The 18,784-nt window shown below is 67.4% G+C and carries 18 protein-coding genes; 7 read left to right on the plus strand and 11 right to left on the minus strand.

From position 1 onward, the window contains the following. Nucleotides 1–90 precede the first annotated feature (90 nt). Complete coding sequence (locus tag VZC37_RS20360; protein WP_330435155.1) at nt 91–891, plus strand: class I SAM-dependent methyltransferase; 801 nt, start codon at nt 91–93, stop codon at nt 889–891. Here VZC37_RS20360 and VZC37_RS20365 read toward each other — a convergent pair. The 5 genes from VZC37_RS20365 to ctaD form a co-directional block, all read right to left on the minus strand. Next, nucleotides 879–1,361 (minus strand): cupin domain-containing protein, encoded by a 483-nt coding sequence (locus VZC37_RS20365; RefSeq protein WP_330435157.1) that lies wholly within the window; start codon nt 1,359–1,361, stop codon nt 879–881. The genes VZC37_RS20360 and VZC37_RS20365 overlap by 13 nt on opposite strands. Continuing rightward, on the minus strand, nt 1,358–2,152 hold the full coding sequence (locus VZC37_RS20370; protein WP_431309459.1) for an aminoacyl-tRNA hydrolase: 795 nt from the start codon (nt 2,150–2,152) through the stop codon (nt 1,358–1,360). The genes VZC37_RS20365 and VZC37_RS20370 overlap by 4 nt, the downstream gene beginning before the upstream one ends. A 6-nt stretch (nt 2,153–2,158) precedes the next feature. Next, nucleotides 2,159–2,542, minus strand: coding sequence for a VOC family protein (locus tag VZC37_RS20375; protein ID WP_330435158.1), 384 nt, complete (start codon nt 2,540–2,542; stop codon nt 2,159–2,161). A gap of 241 nt (nt 2,543–2,783) precedes the next feature. Further along, nucleotides 2,784–4,013 (minus strand): phosphoserine phosphatase SerB, encoded by a 1,230-nt coding sequence (serB, locus tag VZC37_RS20380; RefSeq protein ID WP_330435160.1) that lies wholly within the window; start codon nt 4,011–4,013, stop codon nt 2,784–2,786. Nucleotides 4,014–4,036: 23 nt separating this feature from the next. After that, nucleotides 4,037–5,821 (minus strand): aa3-type cytochrome oxidase subunit I, encoded by a 1,785-nt coding sequence (gene ctaD, locus VZC37_RS20385; protein ID WP_330435162.1) that lies wholly within the window; start codon nt 5,819–5,821, stop codon nt 4,037–4,039. Nucleotides 5,822–5,978: 157 nt separating this feature from the next. On the opposite strand from ctaD, the gene VZC37_RS20390 reads away from it, so the two are divergent. The 5 genes from VZC37_RS20390 to VZC37_RS20410 all read left to right on the plus strand — a co-directional run bounded on the left by VZC37_RS20390 (nt 5,979) and on the right by VZC37_RS20410 (nt 11,856). Beyond that, entirely contained in the window at nt 5,979–6,101 is a 123-nt protein-coding gene (locus VZC37_RS20390; protein ID WP_330435164.1) for a hypothetical protein, read from the plus strand. Between the two features lie 100 nt (nt 6,102–6,201). Beyond that, nucleotides 6,202–7,140 (plus strand): ABC transporter substrate-binding protein, encoded by a 939-nt coding sequence (locus tag VZC37_RS20395; protein ID WP_330435529.1) that lies wholly within the window; start codon nt 6,202–6,204, stop codon nt 7,138–7,140. A gap of 94 nt (nt 7,141–7,234) precedes the next feature. Then, the gene (locus VZC37_RS20400; RefSeq protein ID WP_330435166.1) at nt 7,235–10,159 is read left to right on the plus strand and encodes a DEAD/DEAH box helicase; all 2,925 of its coding nucleotides are present in this window, start codon (nt 7,235–7,237) and stop codon (nt 10,157–10,159) included. After that, a complete protein-coding gene (locus VZC37_RS20405; protein ID WP_330435169.1) occupies nt 10,156–10,950 on the plus strand; it encodes an SWIM zinc finger family protein in 795 nt (264 codons plus the stop codon). Before VZC37_RS20400 ends, VZC37_RS20405 begins: the two co-directional genes overlap by 4 nt. A gap of 69 nt (nt 10,951–11,019) precedes the next feature. After that, a complete protein-coding gene (locus tag VZC37_RS20410; RefSeq protein WP_330435170.1) occupies nt 11,020–11,856 on the plus strand; it encodes an MTB12 C-terminal domain-containing protein in 837 nt (278 codons plus the stop codon). A gap of 9 nt (nt 11,857–11,865) precedes the next feature. On the opposite strand, the gene nrdF is transcribed toward VZC37_RS20410, so the two are convergent. From nrdF to VZC37_RS20440, 6 genes are all read right to left on the minus strand, one after another. Then, nucleotides 11,866–12,867 (minus strand): class 1b ribonucleoside-diphosphate reductase subunit beta, encoded by a 1,002-nt coding sequence (gene nrdF, locus VZC37_RS20415; protein WP_330435172.1) that lies wholly within the window; start codon nt 12,865–12,867, stop codon nt 11,866–11,868. A gap of 45 nt (nt 12,868–12,912) precedes the next feature. Further along, entirely contained in the window at nt 12,913–13,656 is a 744-nt protein-coding gene (locus VZC37_RS20420; RefSeq protein ID WP_330435174.1) for a maleylpyruvate isomerase family mycothiol-dependent enzyme, read from the minus strand. Between the two features lie 13 nt (nt 13,657–13,669). Further along, complete coding sequence (nrdE, locus tag VZC37_RS20425; protein WP_330435176.1) at nt 13,670–15,865, minus strand: class 1b ribonucleoside-diphosphate reductase subunit alpha; 2,196 nt, start codon at nt 15,863–15,865, stop codon at nt 13,670–13,672. A gap of 53 nt (nt 15,866–15,918) precedes the next feature. Next, complete coding sequence (gene nrdI / locus VZC37_RS20430; protein ID WP_330435178.1) at nt 15,919–16,407, minus strand: class Ib ribonucleoside-diphosphate reductase assembly flavoprotein NrdI; 489 nt, start codon at nt 16,405–16,407, stop codon at nt 15,919–15,921. Between the two features lie 116 nt (nt 16,408–16,523). Then, entirely contained in the window at nt 16,524–16,757 is a 234-nt protein-coding gene (gene nrdH, locus VZC37_RS20435; protein WP_330435180.1) for a glutaredoxin-like protein NrdH, read from the minus strand. A gap of 596 nt (nt 16,758–17,353) precedes the next feature. After that, complete coding sequence (locus tag VZC37_RS20440) at nt 17,354–17,923, minus strand: NAD(P)H-dependent oxidoreductase (protein WP_330435181.1); 570 nt, start codon at nt 17,921–17,923, stop codon at nt 17,354–17,356. Nucleotides 17,924–18,032: 109 nt separating this feature from the next. On the opposite strand from VZC37_RS20440, the gene VZC37_RS20445 reads away from it, so the two are divergent. Further along, the gene (locus VZC37_RS20445) at nt 18,033–18,674 is read left to right on the plus strand and encodes a TetR/AcrR family transcriptional regulator (protein WP_431309460.1); all 642 of its coding nucleotides are present in this window, start codon (nt 18,033–18,035) and stop codon (nt 18,672–18,674) included. Nucleotides 18,675–18,784 lie beyond the last annotated feature (110 nt).

Here is an 18,784-nt window from a genome sequence, read left to right on the forward strand (position 1 = left end):
CGAGGCGATGCGGGTGCAGGCAAGCCCGAGGGTGCCGGAGTTCGATTCTCGGTCTTGGGTCTGGCGCGTTCGAGGGGGACGCTTTGTCCCATGAGCAAGGCCCGTACCGGTCAGATCGGTGATGCCGCCGCGGAGATCTACGAGGAGTTCTTCGTGCCGGCGCTGTTCGACCAGTGGCCACCGCGACTCCTGGACAGGACGGGGGTCCGCCGGGGCGAGCGGGTGCTGGAGGTGGGATGCGGCACCGGTGCGCTGACCCGCGAGGCGCTGGCATGGGTCGGCCCCGACGGCTCGGTTGCGGCGATCGATCCGAACGACGGGATGCGGGCCGTCGCGGCGCGCATGTGCCCCGGTGCCCTGCTCCATGCCGGTGTCGCAGAAGACCTTCCGTTCGCCGACGACTCGTTCGACCGGGTGGTGTGTCAGTTCGTGTTGATGTTCTGCACCGACCGTCGGCGGGCGGTGGCACAGATGGCCCGAGTTCTCCGTCCGGGTGGCTCCCTCGGCATTCTCACGTGGGCGCAGGTGGCCGAGAACCCGGGCTACGACGCGATGGCAACACTGGTGCGCCGGCTGTTCGGCGACGTGCAGGCCGACGCCCTGCTCGCCCCTTTCGTCATCGGTACACCCGAGCTGCTCCGCGACGAACTCGCGGACGCGTTCGCCGAGGTGGAGATCGTCCGGCTCGACGGAGAGGCCTGTTTCCCGTCGGTCGAGGCGTGGGTCCGGACCGACGTCAAGGGCTGGACCCTCGGGGACCTGATAGACGACGACCAGTACGAGCACTTGCTACGGGCGGCCGCACGCGATCTGGCGGTCTTCGCGGGAACCGATGGCGTCGTGCGGTTCCCTGCGCCGGCGCTCGCGGCCGTGGCCCGTCATCCGGCGTGAGGGCCGTGAGTCCCCACGTCGGGAGCGAGGCGGAAGTCCGCGAAGTCGAAGCCGGGGGCGACGATGCAGCTGACCAGTGACGGCTCGTCTCCGGCAGGTCGCGCCCGCTGCCACGTCCTCGGCGGTACCAGGGCCTGCGGTCGGTGACCTGCCTCCACGTCGGGGCCGACCGTCACCGCCGCGGGCGTTCGAGGTTCCGGGCCGTCGCCGCCGAGTTCGAGCAGGACCGGGGCGCCACGATGGAACAGCCACAGCTCGGCACCTCGCACGGTGTGCCACGCCGACTGCTCGCCGGGCAGTAGGAGGAAGTAGATCGCGGTGGCGGCGACGCGATCTCCGGAGAATTCCGGCGGCAGCGCTGCCCCGGGTATCGTCACGGCGCTACGCCAGGTCTCGGAGTACCAACCGCCCTCCGGGTGCGGCGTCAGGTGGAGGTCACGCGCCCAGCCCGGGAGCCGGTCGTCGGTCATCTGTCCGTCACCTCGGCGATCACGGTCACCGAGCCCGGGGCGATCTCGGTGAAACCGGCGTCGCGCACCGCGATCGCCGCGCCCCGGGCGTCCGCGGTCAGGAGATCCGCCCATCGCTGACCGGACGCTTCGCGGACGACGAGAGGGCAGCCGGCAGAACGCCATTCCCACGCCTGCTCGAGAGTCATCGACGTCACCGCCAGCATCGAGGCGTGGCCCACCTGGGCGGCGGCCTTGCCCACTGTCATCGGCAGATCGGGATTCATCCAGAGGCAGACACCGCGGTCGGGCGCCTGGGTCGACAGCGAACCATCGAGTTCCGTACCGCCGATCTGCAACCGGGCGATCCGACGGTCGACATCACCGACGCGGCCGGGCACCAGCGCCCGGGCCTGCGCCGACCCGGTCTCGACGGTCAGGCCCCAGACCTCCTGCGCCGCAGCCCACTGCGCGCCACGCGCACGGCGGGCGATCTTGCGGATGCGGGCCCCGCACCAGGCATCCAGGTCCGACACCCACGGCCCTGCGCCGCCCGCACGGTCGTCGAGACAGAGCAGCGCCACCGCACGGGCTGCAGCGGTCAACGCGTCCACCCGCGCGGGTGGATGTGACTTCTCGATCCGGATCACCATCTGCATCGCCAGCACGTCGCCGGGATCCGCGGGATCACTGCCACCACCGCGATAGTCGGCCAGGCGCCGGTACGCATCCTCGAACGCGAGCCGGGTGTCCGTGTCGGAGTCAGCCGGCCCCGAGAAATCGCCGATCGGATGAGGTGACCGTCCGGTCACATCGCATCACCCCCAGTTCTCGGCCTTCGTCAGGCAGAACGGGTGCCCCGCGGGATCGAGCAGCACCCGCCAGGTCTCCCCCGGCTGCTCCGACGGTACCGTCGCGCCGAGCTCGACGCAGCGGCCCTCCGCGGCCGTCAGATCGTCGACCGCCAGATCGAAGTGGAACTGCTTGGACCCGTTCTCGTTCGGCCATGCCGGTGGCCGGTGGTCAGGAACCGACCCGAATCCCAGCGCGGCTCCCTCGGGTCCTTTGAGCATCGCGTAGCCGTCGCCGGCCCCGACGATCTCCCATCCCAGCACGGCCGACCAGAACTCGGCCGAGACACGGGCGTCAGCACAATCGAGTGTCATCATCGCCAGGCTGGCGACAGGTTCTGAAGTGGTCATCGGTCGAGTCCTCTCGGTGCGATCTGATCCACCGATCATCGTCGCCCATGACCGACCGACACTAGAACGAACGCGACATCTGGTGTCCCGCGTCGGAAATTCGTTTCATGAGTTCGGCGGTCCAGGTGGATGCATCGCGAGGCGGCGGAGGAGGCGGGTACTGGATGTACCTGCGACGACGCCAACGAAGCGAGGCGCCGCCTGGGCGTCGAAATCATCAACGAATTTCCGACGCGGGGCACTAGCTGAGCGGCACTCGCCGCATCACCCCGTCGGCGGCATCGGCGGCCTCGATCTCGTCACGCGTGACACCGAGGATGAACAGGACCGCGTCGAGGAACGGGTGGCTCAGCGCGGCATCGGCGACCTCGCGCAGCGCGGGCTTGGCGTTGAAGGCGATGCCCAGACCGGCGACACTGAGCATGTCGATGTCGTTGGCGCCGTCGCCGACCGCGATGGTCTGTTCCATCGGGACGCCCACCTGATCGGCAAAGGCACGCAACGCCTTCGCCTTCCCCGCCCGGTCCACGACATCGCCGACGACCCGGCCGGTCAGTTTGCCGTCGACGACCTCGAGGGTGTTGGCGCGGACGAAGTCCAGTTCGAGTTCGTGCGCCAGCCCGTCGATCACCTGCCGGAAACCGCCGGACACGACACCACAGTGATAGCCGAGACGATGAAGGGTCCGGATGGTGGTGCGTGCGCCCGGAGTCAGCTGCAGCGAACTCGCGACGTCGTCGAGCACCCCGGCATCCAGCCCGGCGAGCACCGCCACACGCTGGTTCAGCGACTCGGCGAAATCGAGTTCACCGCGCATCGCCGCATCGGTCACCGCGGCCACCTCGGCTTCACGGCCAGCACGCGCCGCGAGCATCTCGATGACCTCACCCTGGATCAAGGTGGAGTCGACGTCGAAGACGATGACCCGCTTGGCGCGACGGGCCAGTCCGCCCCGCTCCACCGCGATGTCCACGCTGTGGTCGGCGGCCACCACCGCGAGCCCCTTCCGCAACGCGGCGTCGGCGGCGACGTCGTCGCGGCCGACGCTGACCATCAGTTCCAGCCCGGTGAGGGGGTAGTCGGCGACACCACGGATGGAGTCGATGTTGACACCCTGTCCCGCCAGCTGGCCGGCCAGGGCACGGAAGGCGCGGGCGGTCACCGGGCTGCCCAGCACCACCACCGCATGGCTGGACGGTCGGCGTCCGGCGCTCGCGGCACCGACCTCGACGATCACGTCGATACCGATCGACGCCATCGCCTGTTCGACGACGTCCTGCAGTTCCTCGGCGTCGCCCGAGGCGGACACCAGCACCCCGAGGGTGAGTCGCCCGCGGATCACCACCTGCTCGACGTCGAGCAGACTCACGCGCTGGCCCGCCAGCGCACCCATCAGCACCGAGGTGACGCCGGGTTTATCCGGCCCGGTGACGGTGATCAGAACTGTGGTGTCGCTCGATTCGTTGACCACGTGTTTCGCAGAGTGCGTGCGCGTCAGCGTGGATCCGGGTCCGGGGAACCCTCGTGGTCACCGACGGTCAGGGGGCTACGTCGGGCGTCCTCCATGTGGCGATCCTTGCCCGAGTTGTGACCGGCCCCGACGTGTGCCTCGGCACGCATTCGTTCGATCATGTGCGGGTAGTGCAGCTCGAACGCCGGCCGTTCCGAACGGATTCGGGGCAGTTCGGTGAAGTTGTGCCGCGGCGGCGGGCAGCTGGTGGCCCACTCCAGCGAGTTGCCGAAGCCCCACGGATCGTCGACGGTCACGACCTCGCCGTAGCGGTAGCTGCGGAAGACGTTCCACAGGAACGGCAGCGTCGACAGGCCGAGGACGAACGCACCGACCGTGGAGACGATGTTCAGCGTGGTGAAGCCGTCGGACGGCAGGTAGTCGGCGTAGCGGCGCGGCATGCCCTCGTTGCCCAGCCAGTGCTGCACCAGGAAGGTGGTGTGGAAGCCGATGAACGTCAGCCAGAAGTGGATCTTGCCGAGCCGCTCGTCGAGCATGCGTCCGGTCATCTTCGGGAACCAGAAGTAGATGCCGGCATAGGTGGCGAACACGATCGTGCCGAAGAGCACGTAGTGGAAGTGTGCGACCACGAAGTAGCTGTCGGACAGGTGGAAGTCCAGCGGCGGGCTCGCCAGCAGCACACCGGTCAGGCCACCGAACAAGAAGGTGACGATGAAGCCGACGGAGAACAACATCGGCGTCTCGAACGTCATGTTCCCCTTCCACATCGTTCCCACCCAGTTGAAGAACTTCACACCGGTCGGTACGGCGATGAGGAAGGTCATGAAGGAGAAGAAGGGCAACAGCACGGCGCCGGTCACGTACATGTGGTGCGCCCACACCGCGACGGACAGGGCGGCGATCGCCATTGTGGCGTACACGAGGCCGGAGTAGCCGAAGATCGGTTTGCGGGCGAAGACCGGGAACACCTCGGAGACGATGCCGAAGAACGGCAGCGCGATGATGTAGACCTCGGGGTGGCCGAAGAACCAGAACAGGTGCTGCCACAGAATCACACCACCATTGGCGGGATCGTAGAGGTGGGCACCGAACTGCCGGTCGACCTCCAGACCCATCAGCGCGGCGGTCAGCAGCGGGAACGCCAGCAGGATCAGGATGCTGGTCACCAGGATGTTCCAGGTGAAGATCGGCATCCGGAACATGGTCATGCCGGGGGCGCGCAGACAGACGACGGTCGTCACCATGTTCACGGCGCCGAGGATGGTGCCGAGGCCGGAGACACCGAGACCCATGATCCAGAGGTCGGCGCCGATGCCGGGCGAGTGGATGCCGTCGGTCAGCGGGGTGTAGGCGGTCCAGCCGAAGTCGGCGGCACCACCGGGGGTCAGGAAGCCGAGGAGCGCGGTCGTCGCGCCGAAGACGAACAGCCAGAAGCCGAATGCGTTGAGCCGCGGGAACGCGACGTCGGGCGATCCGATCTGCAGCGGGAGCACGAAGTTGGCGAAGCCGATGACGATCGGGGTCGCGTAGAAGAGCAGCATCACCGTGCCGTGCATGGTGAACAGCTGGTTGAACTGCTCGGTCGACAGGAACTGCATGCCCGGGTGGGCGAGCTCGCCACGCATCAGCAGCGCCATGAGTCCGCCGATCAGGAAGAAGGCGAAGCAGGCGGTGATGTACATCATGCCGATCAGCTTGTGATCGGTGGTGGTGATCAGCTTGTAGATGAACGAACCCTTGGGCTGATAGCGCTCCGGAAAGGGACGCTCTGGAGCCACTTGCGTGGTGGGCTGGTCAACCGCGGTCACAGATCCTCCTCGTTGCGCAACCGCCGGGGCTGGTCACCTGCCACTTCCCCGCGGTCGCCACATGAACAAAACGAGCGCTGGTAACTGATCCTAAACCCTCATACCGGCGGTGGCCGCATGGGTCCTACGATCCGTCGTATTTGGTTCGCGAACTGCGATGAAACCGCAGTTCAGTGCCCTCGCGGAGACCGACGCGCACGGGCTCGCGGACGGCGTCGACGGGTGGCTGCGACGGGCCGGCCGCCCGGCGCGGTCATCGGTGGCGCCGGTGCTAGCGTGATCGCGTGCAACGCAGCGGCGTGACCCCTGTTCCGGCGGCCCGGCGCCGGCTCCCGAACGGTCGGCGGGTAAGTCGGGCGGCAGGTGCGGTCGCATCGGTCGTGGCGTTCGCCGCGCTGGCGGGCTGTGCCGGTGAGCAACCGTTGACGACCCCCGACGGCTCCCCCATCTCCACGGTGACCACACGCGTCGCCGAGGTGAACATCGTCAATGCCGACCGGGACCCGGCGCGCACGTGTCTGGCGCCGACGGCACCCGATCCCGGACAGGCCGATGTCGCGCGCATCGTGGTGACCGACCCCTCGCTGCTCGACGCGATCTGCGCGCTCGGCATCGGCCCCAAAGTGGTCGCGGTCGCCGCCGACGCCGGCACGGTGCCCGCCTATCTCGGGCCGCAGCTCGGCGCGGTACCGACCATCGGGGCGACGCCAGACCCGGCGGCTGCGGCCGAGGCCGCTCCCGACATCGTGCTCTCCACCCCACGCTCTGCCGGGTCGGCCGAGGCGTTCGGCGAGACCCGCGCCGTGACCATCCCCGGCGACGGGGACTGGCGGTCGGAGTTCACGGCGGTCGCGGACGCGCTGGGCAGGTCATCGAGCGGCGCGCGTCTGCTCGAGGAGTTCGACACGGAGACCCGACGCACCGGGCGCCGGATGGACGCCGCGCACAGTCAGGTGTCGCTCGTCCGGTTCACCGGCGAGTCGGAGATGATCGCCGGCACCGACACCTTCGCCGGGCAGATCCTGGCGTCGATCGGTGTGCAACGCCCGGAGCCGCAGCGCTCGGAGGGTTCGTTCACCGTCACCGATCAGAACTTCACCGACGCCGACGCCGACCTCATCTATGTGAGCTTCCTCGGCGAACGTGGACTCGCGCACGGAGAGGACGTCCTCCTGAGCGATCGGTGGCTGGACATGGGTGCGCCCACGTGGAAGCGGGTGCTCGCCGTCGACGACGCCATCTGGTACGGCGGCGATGGCCTGGCCGCGGCCTGGCTGGTGCTCAACGACGTGAAGGTGTCGCTCGACGGCAACTCGTGACGCCCTGCCCGTGACGCCCTTCCCCGTGACGCCCTTCCCACTGACGCCCTGCGATGGTGGCCCGGTCCGGCCACTCGGGCGATGATGGTTCTCGATGCCACTCGACGCACGCTCGCCGTCCTCGGTCGAGGACCGGCGCACTCTTCCGCTGCACGGCCTCTGGCGGCCGGGTGTCGGACTCGCCCTCTGGTGGGCAAACGGCGACGCCGGTCCCGACGACCTACCGCAGGCCCTCGCCGACCTGCTCCGACCACGACGCGCCCGCCGTGACCTCGGGATCATCGGACCAGCCGGTCGGCGGGAGTTCGTCACGACGATGACCCTCGGAGCCGGGTCGGCGGTGGCGTTCCTCGACGTCAGTCGACCCCACCCGGTGAGCGGCGAGATCGCCTGGTGCCGCTACGTACTCGACGGCATCCGTCGTCATGTGGGATCGGGGGCGGTGGCCCCGGGCGCGGCCGACGTGGCCGGCGAGACGATGATGCGGTGGCAGGCCGTGCCCACACCCGCCTGGCGCAGCTGGGTCGCGGTGGTCACCGCCACGGCCCCGGCCGTCGTCACGGCGAACGGCGGTACCGAGACGGTCACCGATCTGATCGCCGAACTCCTCGACCACGAGTGCCGCGGCCGGATCGCGGCGGCGGGGCCGATCGGGACCGACGATCGACCCGGCGGATGGCTGGCGGAGGGACTGGGGATCGACCCGCCCGACCTGCCCATGGCGCTCCAACAACGTCTCCGGTCCGCATCCGCAGCCTGGATGGCCTGGAACTCCGCTGGGCCGCAAGATGATTCGATCGTGCTGCTGCGGCTACACGAACCCGACGACGAATCCGAGGACTCCTGGCGACCCCACCTGCCGGCGGAGACCACCCTGTGGCGCCTTCAGGTGTGCCGCCGCCACCCGGACGGCCGCATCATCGCCGTCGCACCCCACCGCCTCGACCAACACGAACTCGACCGGGTCACCAGCGCGCTGGCCACCGCGGTCCGCGCCTTTCCCGAACTGTCGCAGGCCGAACCCGACCGCCACACTCTCGACTTCCTGCTCACCACACCGCAGGTCGAGATGCTGTTCACCGACGGCGCCGCCACGCTCACCGCGGCCGGGTGCCCCGTCCTCCTGCCTCGCACGATCGCCGAGGTCCGACCCACTCTCGGGCTCCGGGCACGACCGGTGGCAACCAGTACCGGGCGCGCCGCGCAGATCGGGGCCGCCGAGATCGACGAGTTCGAATGGCGGCTGGCCCTCGGCGACGATCCCGCCGCCATGACCCTGTCGGATGCCGACCTCGCCGACCTCGCACGTCGACAGGGAGATCTGGTGCAGGTCCGCGGTACCTGGGTGCGTGCCGAGCACGCCGCTCTCACCCGGGCCGCCGCGTTCGTGATGGCGCAGAAGGCCCACGCGGCCTCCGACCATCCGGCCGACATGGGCGAACTGTTCAACCTCGTCGTCGACACCGTGCCGGTGCCGGTCACGTCGATCGAGGGCCTGCGCTGGCTCGACGACATCGCCGCGGGTGGCAGGCTCCGGCCCACCCCGATCGCCCCGCCACCCACGCTCCACGCCGAGCTCCGTCCGTACCAGCAACGCGGAGTGGAGTGGTTGGTCTATCTGTCGACCCATCGGATCGGCGGGGTCCTGGCCGACGACATGGGCCTGGGCAAGACCATCCAGATCATCGCGTTGCTCTGTCATGAGCGTCCCGCGGGGGTGACCGTCGATCCGACGCTCGTCGTCTGTCCGATGTCGGTCGTCGGCAACTGGGAACGCGAGATCGCCCGGTTCGCACCACATCTTCGAGTCGTCGTCCATCACGGGAGCTCCCGCGCGGTGCGGTCCACCATCGGTGATGTGCTGTCGGGCGCCGACGTGGTGCTGACCACGTTCGCCATCGCGACACGGGACCGCGAGATGCTCGCCGGACACCGGTGGCGCCGGGTCGTCGTCGACGAGGCGCAGCACCTCAAGAACGTGGCCACCAAGGCGTCGAAGGCGGTGCGCGCGATCCGCGCGGACCATCGGATCGCACTCACCGGCACGCCCGTCGAGAATCGGCTCGAAGACCTGCGCGCGGTGATCGACCTGGTCAACCCCGGTCTACTGGGTTCGGCGTCGAAGTTCCGTGCCCGATTCGCCGAACCGATCGAGCGGGATCGTGACACCGCAACGGTCCGGCGCCTGAACGCGCTGACCCGCCCGTTCATCCTGCGCCGGGAGAAGACCGACCCGACGATCATCGGCGACCTGCCGGAGAAGACCGACATCACCGTCCGCACCAACCTGACCGTCGAGCAGGCAGCGTTGTACCGAGCGGTGATCGACGAACTGATGGAGGCGCTGCGCAGCAAACAGCAGCGGACGATCCGGCGCCGCAACATCCTGGCCGCGTTGACCCGCCTCAAACAGGTGTGCAATCACCCGGCCCACTACCTCGCGGACTCGTCGGACATGTTGCGCCGCAATCGACATCGCTCCGGCAAGGTCGAGTTGCTGGTCGATGTCCTCACCACTGCCGCCGCGGAGGGTGATCGTGCCCTGGTCTTCACCCAATTCGCCGCGTTCGGGCAGATGCTGTCGGAGTGGTTGGCCCCGACGCTCGGGGAGCCGGTGCCGGTACTGCACGGAGGAGTCGGCCGCACCGACCGGGACGCGATGGTGGCACGCTTCCAGGCCGGCGACGGCCCGCCGGCGTTGATCGCGACGTTGAAGGCCGGCGGCACCGGGCTCAACCTCACCGCGGCGAATCACGTGCTGCATGTGGATCGGTGGTGGAACCCCGCCGTCGAGGATCAGGCAACCGACCGTGCCTACCGGATCGGGCAGCATCAGCGGGTCCAGGTGCACCGATTCCTGTGCGTGGGGACCCTGGAGGAACGGATCGACGAGATGATCGCGGCCAAGCGGGAACTGTCCCGGCTGACCGTCAGCGCCGGCGAGAACTGGCTGTCCGACCTCGGCGACGACGAACTCTTCGATCTGTTCCGGTTGCGCGACGAGGCGGTCAGCGAGTGAGCCCGCGCACCCGTGGTCGGTCGTCGACGCGCGGATATGCGGTAACGCGTTGGGGCCGTGCGTTCGTCGACGTCGTCGAGGGCGCACGTGACGGTGACGCGGACCTCCGGCGGATCACGCAGGCACGCAGGTACTTCCGTGACCATCACGCCGAGGCGGTCCGGATCGTCGGCGGCACCGTGACGGCGTCGGTGCGCGGAAGTCAGCTCGACCCGTTCGACGTCACCCTGACGATGCGCCCGGTGGATCCGGCAACCGTGATAGCGCTCCTGCGCAGCCGCGATGCGATCGGCGACCTCATGGCGCTGACCCGTGGAGACCAGCCCGCGGCGCTCGGCGCCCTGATCCTGCCCACCGAATCGGCCGACATCGCCGCGGACTGCACCTGCCCGGACTCCTCGACGAGGTGCATCCACGTGTTGTGTGTCGCCTACGAGGTGGCCGCCCAGATCGACCGCGATGCGACGACGCTGCTCACCGTGATGGGCACGGACACCGCCGAACTGCTGGCCAGTGCGAGCGACCACGCCACCGACGTCACATCGTCGGTCGAACCCGGAGAGCCGGCACAGCGCGACGAGGTGCCCGCAGTCGACTTCTACGGGACGAATGCCGTCCTGCCGCCCCTGCCGAGTCCACCCCGACTCAACCCGATCATGGAGCTCGATCCGGCCGCCCTGCGCAAGGCGCTGCGCGCTTCCGGTATCGCACCCGCCGATATCGGCGAGGCCGTCGATCTGCTCGACGAGCTGTACGAGCGGCTGCGCGACCGCGAAGAGCCGAACCGATAGGTCGGCGGAGTCGATGGCCCCGGCCCTGTATGCTGCGACACCAAACATTCGGTTCGGGGGAATGAAGTGATGATGACCCACAGCAACGATGCGTACGGCAACGAGACGTACGGTGACACCACGTACGGGGACGAGCGCGACACCGGCTCGGCGGGCGATCCGCCATCCGGCCGGCGCGGTTCGGGCATCAACGTCCCCACGGTCATCGCCTCCGCAGGTGTCGCCGCCGTCACGTCGGCGCTGTTCGTGGCGATCGGCGCCATCGGGTTGCTGGCGGTCGACAATGTCCGAGACGGTGACACCAGCGCCGCCCAACCGACCGTGGTGAACCTCGGCAGCGCACAGGCCGGGCAGCAAGGCATTCCGTCGGCAGCGCTACCGCCCGGAGCTCCCGGTGCGCTCCCGCCGACCGACCCTGCGGCCGGGGTCCCGGCCCTTCCGGCGCCTGCCGAACAGATGCCCGCCGCAGCCGCGCCGGCGGCGCCCGCGCCACCCCAGGCGGCCGCGCCTCCCGCGGCACCGGAGGCGACGACTCCGGCACGGACCGCCGCACCCACGGCCCTGTCCCCCGCGCAGCTGAATTCCAAGGTCACCCTGATCATGAACCCCCAGGCCTCACGCACCGCGCGCGCCGCCGAACTCGAAGGCGGAGCCCGTGCACTCGGCGAGGCCGATGCCGTCGCCCGGGCACTCGCGAGCTACGGGAACATCGGATTCAGCTACGAGATGGTCGGTCCGGTGACGACCAACGGATCCACCATGTCGGCACCCCTCAAGATGACCCTCGTCGGCCAGGGCTCACGGACCCAACAGTTGACGTGGGTGTGGACCGGCGGCGAGTGGAAACTGAGCAACCGCAGCGTGTGTGCGGTCACCGCACTCGCACTCCTGCCCTGCCGGCTCTGAGCGGCTCGTTCAGAAATCCCAGTCCTCGTCCTCGGTGTTGACCGCCTTGCCGATGACGTAGCTGCTGCCCGAACCGGAGAAGAAGTCGTGGTTCTCGTCGGCGTTCGGTGACAGCGCCGACAGGATGGCCGGGTTCACGTCGGTCTCGTCCTTGGGGAACATCGCCTCGTAGCCGAGGTTCATCAGCGCCTTGTTGGCGTTGTACCGCAAGAACTTCTTGACGTCCTCGCTGAGACCGACCTCGTCGTAGAGCGCCTCGGTGTAGTCGGACTCGTTGTCGTAGAGCTCGAACAGGAGCTCGAACGTGTAGTCCTTGAGCTCCTGGCGACGCTCGGGTGTCTCGACCTCGAGACCGCGCTGGTACTTGTAGCCGATGTAATAGCCGTGGACGGCCTCGTCGCGGATGATCAGGCGGATGAGGTCGGCGGTGTTGGTGAGCTTCGCCCGGCTGCTCCAGTACATCGGCAGATAGAAGCCGGAGTAGAACAGGAACGACTCGAGCAGGGTCGAGGCGACCTTGCGCTTGAGCGGGTCTTCGCCACGGTAGTAGTCCATGACGATCTGCGCCTTGCGCTGCAGCTGCTCGTTCTCCTCCGACCAGCGGAACGCCTCGTCGATCTCCTTGGTGGAGCACAACGTCGAGAAGATGGAGCTGTAGCTCTTGGCGTGCACCGACTCCATGAACGCGATGTTGGTGAGCACCGCCTCCTCGTGCGGCGTGGTCGCGTCCGGGATCAGTGACACCGCGCCGACGGTGCCCTGGATGGTGTCGAGCAGCGTCAAGCCGGTGAACACCCGCATCGTCAACTGCTTCTCGTACTCGGTGAGCGTGTTCCACGACGGGATGTCGTTGGACACCGGCACCTTCTCCGGAAGCCAGAAGTTGCCGGTGAGTCGATCCCACACCTCGGCGTCCTTCTCGTCCGGGACGCGGTTCCAGTTGATCGCGGAGACGCGACTCACCAGCTTGATGGGTGCGCCGTCGGCAGGGCTGTGCGGTGCTGCGGTCATCGTTGTCGCCTCCTACGGCGGATGGGAGCGGTTCTGGGTTGGTGGTCAGGTCACATGTACGAGATCGAGGATCGGGACGGGCAACGTGTCGTCGCCGACGACGTCGAGATCCTTGTGTGATCGTCGATGCCAGAGCATGAGGAGCAGGTCGGAGATCGGACCGCGCAGCGCCACATCGGCTTTCGCGTGGCCGCGCCGGTGTGCGATGCCGTCGGGTGTGATCTCCCACAGCCATTCACCGTCGTCGATGTCGGTGGCATGCAGATGGACGGTGCGTCCGACGAGGCCCGCGGGAACGCCGTTGCCGCGGGCGATGAAGCGGGGCGCGAACAGGTCGAGCCATTCGTCGATGCCGTCGACCGCAATGGCCGGATCGATCGGACGTTGGCGGCCGGGCACAGTGGCCGACTCGAGATCCCACCGGTGGACGGCGAGCTCGTTCGCCTGCCTGCGATACCAGAAGGCGACGGTCTTCGGTCCGCCGATCGCGGGGACGGTGTCGTCCGGGTCCTTGCCGGTGAGCGACCGGACCAGCTGATCACGACCTTCCACGTACCAGTCGATCACCGCCTCCCCGGCGGGGACCTCGATCCCGTCGTAACCCCGGTACAGGCGTGTGCCGTCGATCCGGTCGGCCGCCCACCGATGGACGGCGCCCACATGCCCCAGCAGATCGTGCACCGTCCACCCCGGGCAGGCCGGGATGTCGGCGCCCAACATCGCGGCACCGGTGTCGGCGAGGACCGCGCTCTCGGCGCGGATCACGGTCAGCCACTGTTCGGGCGTCATCGACGATCAGTCCTCACAACATGCACGACACGCAGCCCTCCACCTCAGTCCCTTCGAGAGCGAGCTGACGCAGACGGATGTAGTACAGCGTCTTGATCCCCTTGCGCCACGCGTAGATCTGGGCCCTGTTGACGTCGCGGGTGGTGGCGGTGTCCTTGAAGAACAGCGTCAGGCTCAGGCCCTGATCCACGTGCTGGGTGGCCGCCGCGTAGGTGTCGATGACCTTCTCGTACCCGATCTCGTAGGCGTCCTGGTAGTACTGCAGGTTGTCGTTGGTCATGTACGGCGCCGGATAGTAGACGCGACCGATCTTGCCTTCCTTGCGGATCTCGATCTTCGCCGCCACCGGGTGGATCGAGCTGGTCGAGTGGTTGATGTAGGAGATCGAGCCGGTCGGAGGCACGGCCTGCAGGTTCTGGTTGTAGATGCCGTCGCGCTGCACGGCGGCCTTCAACTCGCGCCAGTCGTCCTGGTTCGGGATGTGAATCCCGGCCTGCCCGAACAGGTCCCGCACCTTCTGGGTCTCCGGCTCCCACACCTTCTCGGTGTACTTGTCGAAGAACTCCCCGCTCGCGTACTTCGACTTCTCGAAGCCACCGAACGCGGTGCCGCGCTCGCGCGCGATCTTGTTCGACGCCCGCAGGGCATGGAACAGCACGGTGTAGAAGTAGATGTTCGTGAAGTCGACGCCCTCATCGCTGCCGTAGAAGATCCGCTCGCGGGCGAGGTAGCCGTGCAGATTCATCTGACCGAGGCCGATGGCGTGGGACTCGTTGTTGCCCTTCTCGATCGACGGCACCGACGTGATCGCCGTCTGATCGCTGACCGCGGTCAGCCCACGGATGGCCGTCTCGATGGTCTGTCCGAAGTCGGGTGAGTCCATCGCCTTGGCGATGTTCAGCGACCCCAGGTTGCAGGAGATGTCCTTGCCGATGTGCGAGTAGGACAGGTCGTCGTTGAACTCGGACGCGGTGGAGACCTGCAGGATCTCCGAGCACAGATTGGAGTGGGTGATCTTGCCGTCGATCGGGTTGGCCCGGTTCACCGTGTCCTCGAACATGATGTACGGGTAGCCGGACTCGAACTGCAACTCGGCCAGGGTCTGGAAGAACTCGCGCGCCTTGATCTTGGTCTTGCGGATGCGCTTGTCCTCGACCATCTCGTGGTACTTGTCGGTCACGTTCACATCGGCGAACGGCACCCCGTAGACGCGTTCGACGTCGTACGGGCTGAACAGGTACATGTCGTCGTTGTCCTTGGCGAGCTGGAAGGTGATGTCAGGGATCACCACGCCGAGCGACAGCGTCTTGATGCGGATCTTCTCGTCCGCGTTCTCGCGCTTGGTGTCGAGGAAGCGGTAGATGTCGGGATGATGCGCGTGCAGATACACCGCGCCGGCGCCCTGGCGCGCACCGAGCTGATTGGCGTACGAGAACGAGTCCTCGAGCAGCTTCATGATCGGGATGACGCCCGAGCTCTGGTTCTCGATCTTCTTGATCGGTGCACCGTGCTCGCGGATGTTGGACAGCAGCAGCGCCACGCCTCCGCCGCGCTTGGACAGCTGGAGAGCCGAATTGATCGATCTCCCAATCGATTCCATGTTGTCCTCGATGCGAAGCAAAAAGCAGCTCACAGGCTCACCGCGCTGCTTCTTGCCCGAGTTGAGGAAGGTCGGGGTGGCCGGCTGGAATCGCCCCTCGATGATCTCGTCGACGAGGTGGCGCGCAAGCGCGGTGTCCCCGTCGGCCAGCGTCAGCGCGACCATGCACACACGGTCCTCGAAGCGCTCGAGGAACCGCTTGCCGTCGAACGTCTTGAGCGTGTAGCTGGTGTAGTACTTGAACGCACCGAGGAACGTCGGGAACCGGAACTTCTTCGAGAACGCATGCCCGAACAGGAGTTTCACGAACTCACGGTCGTATTTGGCCAGGACCTCGGGCTCGTAGTAGTTCTCCTCGAGCAGGTAGTCGAGCTTCTCGTCGAGGTCGTGGAAGAAGACCGTGTTCTGGTTGACGTGCTGCAGGAAGTACTGATTGGCCGCCTCGCGGTCCTTGTCGAACTGGATGTTGCCGTCCCTGTCGTACAGGTTCAGCATCGCGTTGAGCGCGTGATAGTCCAGTTCGCCGGGCTCGTGGCCCGACGGCCCGGCGTGCACACCGGACTTGCTGGCCGAGGCGGTGTCCGAGACGGGTGCTGCGGTTGGCGACACGAAAGACTCCTGCAGTTGGTGGTGATGACTTGTATATCCGGACGGTCCGACAACTAGCCGCGCGCGGCGGTCAGTTCGGTCCGCTCCGGGTGGGCGAAGGCCGTGCTCTGCGCGAACTCGGCCAGACCCTCCCGCACCCGTTCGACGTCGTCGACTGTGCCCATCAGCTCGAATCGATAGAGGTAGGGCACACGGCATTTGCGCGACACGATGTCGCCGGCAAGGCAGAACTCCTCGCCGAAGTTGGTGTTGCCGGCGGCGATGACGGCGCGGATCAACGCCCGGTTGTGGTGGTTGTTGAGGAACTTGATGACCTGTTTCGGCACGTAGCCGGATCGGTCGCCGGTCGCCTTGCCACCTCCGTAGGTGGGCAGGACCAGTACGAACGGCTCATCGACAGTGAAGGTCGACGGATCGCCGAGAACCGGGATGCGCGCGGCGCGCATGCCCAGCTTCTCGACGAATCGGTGGGTGTTCTCAGAGACCGACGAGAAGTAGACCACCAGTGGGGCGCCGCCGACCGGACTCGAGGTCTCGATCATGACCGACCTCCATGCTCCCGACTCGACTGCTCGTCACCGACTGCTGCTCTACTCGCCCTGCTCCACGACATACCCGAGCCGGACCCGACTTCCCCATCAGGCCGACCGGACCGAGGTCAGGCCGCAGTCGCAGCCAGCGCCTTGATGCGGTCCGGGCGGAAGCCGGACCAATGGTCGTCACCGACGACGACGACCGGGGCCTGCAGGTAGCCGAGCGCCATCACGTAGTCGCGCGCCTCGTCGTCCTGACTGATGTCGACGACGTCGTACGCCAGCCCCTGCTTGTCGAGGGCCTTGTAGGTGGCGTTGCACTGGACGCAGGCGGGCTTGGTGTAGACGGTGATGGCCATCAAAGTTCTCCTTGCGCAATCTGGCTGTCTGCTTGGATCAGGCTGGTCTGCTGGACGCGGCCCCGGCCCGCCGGGCGGCCGGTTTCTCACGTCGGTCGGTCGTCTGTCGTATCCACTGCTGTCGCTGGGCACGACCCGCAGGGCCGTCACCGTCCCCTCCCGGTCGGGAGCGAACCGTCACCTCTGTCGAACCCTTCGGATTTCACACTCATAAGGGTTCAACGCTGTGCGGTGACCAACACTTTCCCAACGTGAAGATGGTGACCCAGATCACCGTCTTCGGCGGCATCCTCGGTGAAATCACATCGATGTACGTCGGTGCCTTGCTGGTGCCCAAAACACTACACCTAGTGCCCGACATTTGGAGTCACCACTAGAACTTGTGAATAACATTCGTGAAAGTCGCAGGTCGGGCGGCATCCGCAATCGTGAAGCCGGGCGTGTCCGGCGTGTCGTCCACACCCTGTCCACGGGCGATCCACAAGGTGTCCCACGACAGTCCACAGGCCGGTACGGACGAACGCGCCGCCGTGGGCCGCGGGGCCCACGGCGGCGCGTTGCCGTGATTGATTCAGACAGTCGATTCGGCGGGAGAATCAGGCGTTGACGGACACCTCGTCCAGGAGCCGGCTCAGTGCGCCGAGCACTCCGGCGACGACGTCGGGATCGGCAAAACCGTCGTCGGTCAGGTTCGCGCTCTGGATGCCGAACTCGACCTCCTCCACCACATGGCCGCCGGCGATCTTCACCGACTTGCGGGTGTCCTCACGCGACCACGTGCCGGCATACCGCCCGAGGGCTGCCCCGATGACGCCCACCGGCTTGCCCGAGAGCGCCCCCGCCCCGAAGGGGCGCGACAGCCAGTCGATGGCGTTCTTGAGCACCGCGGGCATCGTGCCGTTGTACTCCGGAGTCACCAGCAGCACCGCATCGGCGGCCGCGACGGCCTCGCGGAGCTCGGCGACACCCGCCGGAAGTGTCGCGCCGGCCGCGGTCGACGGATCGTCGTCCTCGCTGTAGAACGCGAGCTTGCCGAGACCCTCGACGATCGTGACGCTCGCGCCCTCCGGCGCCTTGTCGGCCGCCAGTTGGGCCAGTCGCCGGTTGATCGACTCCCGGCGCAGACTGCCCACCAATGCGACGATCTCCACATTTCGCTCGGTCACGGCGCTCCTTCTGATCGTTGGGTTCGGCAAATGCTTAGCTTGCCGAACTAGTGAACGCCCGCACACTCCGACCGATTCCCGCCACACCCCAACCGTTACCCTCGTCACTGTGTCGAACGGTCCGGACGGCGGTCTCATACCCCTGCGCATCGGCGACGGCGTCCGCGACCGTGCCGACACCGAACGGGCCGATGCCGCACGGAATCGTCGACTGCTGCTCGCCGCCGCCAAGACCCTCATCGACAACCATGGGGCGGCGGCCGTCACCATGGAGGCCGTCGCACGCCAGGCAGGCGTCGGCAAGGGCACCGTTTTCCGCCGATTCGGCAGCCGCACCGGTTTGATGCTCGCCCTGCTCGACCATTCGGAGGCCGAGATCCAGCGGGCGTTCCTGTCCGGCCCGCAGCCCCTCGGTCCCGGCGCACCACCGCTGGACCGCCTACTCGCCTACGGCCGGGCGCGGCTCAAGTTGACCGACGATCACCTCGACGTGCTGATCGAGGCGGGTGCCGCGACCGGCGACTTCATGAATCACCCGGTGTGGGCGGCGTCGAACAGTCATGTGCAGATCCTGTTGCGCCAGTTGGGGTTCGCAGATCAGATCGACGTCGTCGCGGCTGCGGTGCAGGCACCGCTCAACGCCGCCGCCGTCAAGCACCTGCGTGACATCGCCCGATTGGACCTCGCGACGATCACCGATCAATGGGAGCGCATGGTCCGCACACTCGCCGCCGGAGTCGCCGAGTCGTGACGTCGGGTCGCCGAGGCTGCGCTGCGCCCGCACGTCCGGCGACTTAGCCTTGAAGGATTCGTCGGATCGCCTTCGTGTGCGGCCGGTGACACCAGACAGAAGGGACTCCA

The organism is Gordonia sesuvii (genome assembly GCF_036350415.1).
Lineage (GTDB): Bacteria > Actinomycetota > Actinomycetes > Mycobacteriales > Mycobacteriaceae > Gordonia > Gordonia sesuvii.

Excerpts from the sequence above, each read along its gene's own strand:
- VZC37_RS20360 (WP_330435155.1), top strand. The coding sequence starts at position 91 with ATGAGCAAGGCCCGTACCGGTCAGATCGGTGATGCCGCCGCGGAGATC.
- VZC37_RS20365 (WP_330435157.1), bottom strand. The coding sequence starts at position 1,361 with ATGACCGACGACCGGCTCCCGGGCTGGGCGCGTGACCTCCACCTGACG.
- VZC37_RS20375 (WP_330435158.1), bottom strand. The coding sequence starts at position 2,542 with ATGACCACTTCAGAACCTGTCGCCAGCCTGGCGATGATGACACTCGAT.
- VZC37_RS20390 (WP_330435164.1), top strand. The coding sequence starts at position 5,979 with ATGAAACCGCAGTTCAGTGCCCTCGCGGAGACCGACGCGCACGGGCTC.
- VZC37_RS20400 (WP_330435166.1), top strand. The coding sequence starts at position 7,235 with ATGCCACTCGACGCACGCTCGCCGTCCTCGGTCGAGGACCGGCGCACT.
- VZC37_RS20410 (WP_330435170.1), top strand. The coding sequence starts at position 11,020 with ATGATGACCCACAGCAACGATGCGTACGGCAACGAGACGTACGGTGAC.
- nrdF (WP_330435172.1), bottom strand. The coding sequence starts at position 12,867 with ATGACCGCAGCACCGCACAGCCCTGCCGACGGCGCACCCATCAAGCTG.
- VZC37_RS20420 (WP_330435174.1), bottom strand. The coding sequence starts at position 13,656 with ATGACGCCCGAACAGTGGCTGACCGTGATCCGCGCCGAGAGCGCGGTC.
- nrdI (WP_330435178.1), bottom strand. The coding sequence starts at position 16,407 with ATGATCGAGACCTCGAGTCCGGTCGGCGGCGCCCCACTGGTGGTCTAC.
- nrdH (WP_330435180.1), bottom strand. The coding sequence starts at position 16,757 with ATGGCCATCACCGTCTACACCAAGCCCGCCTGCGTCCAGTGCAACGCC.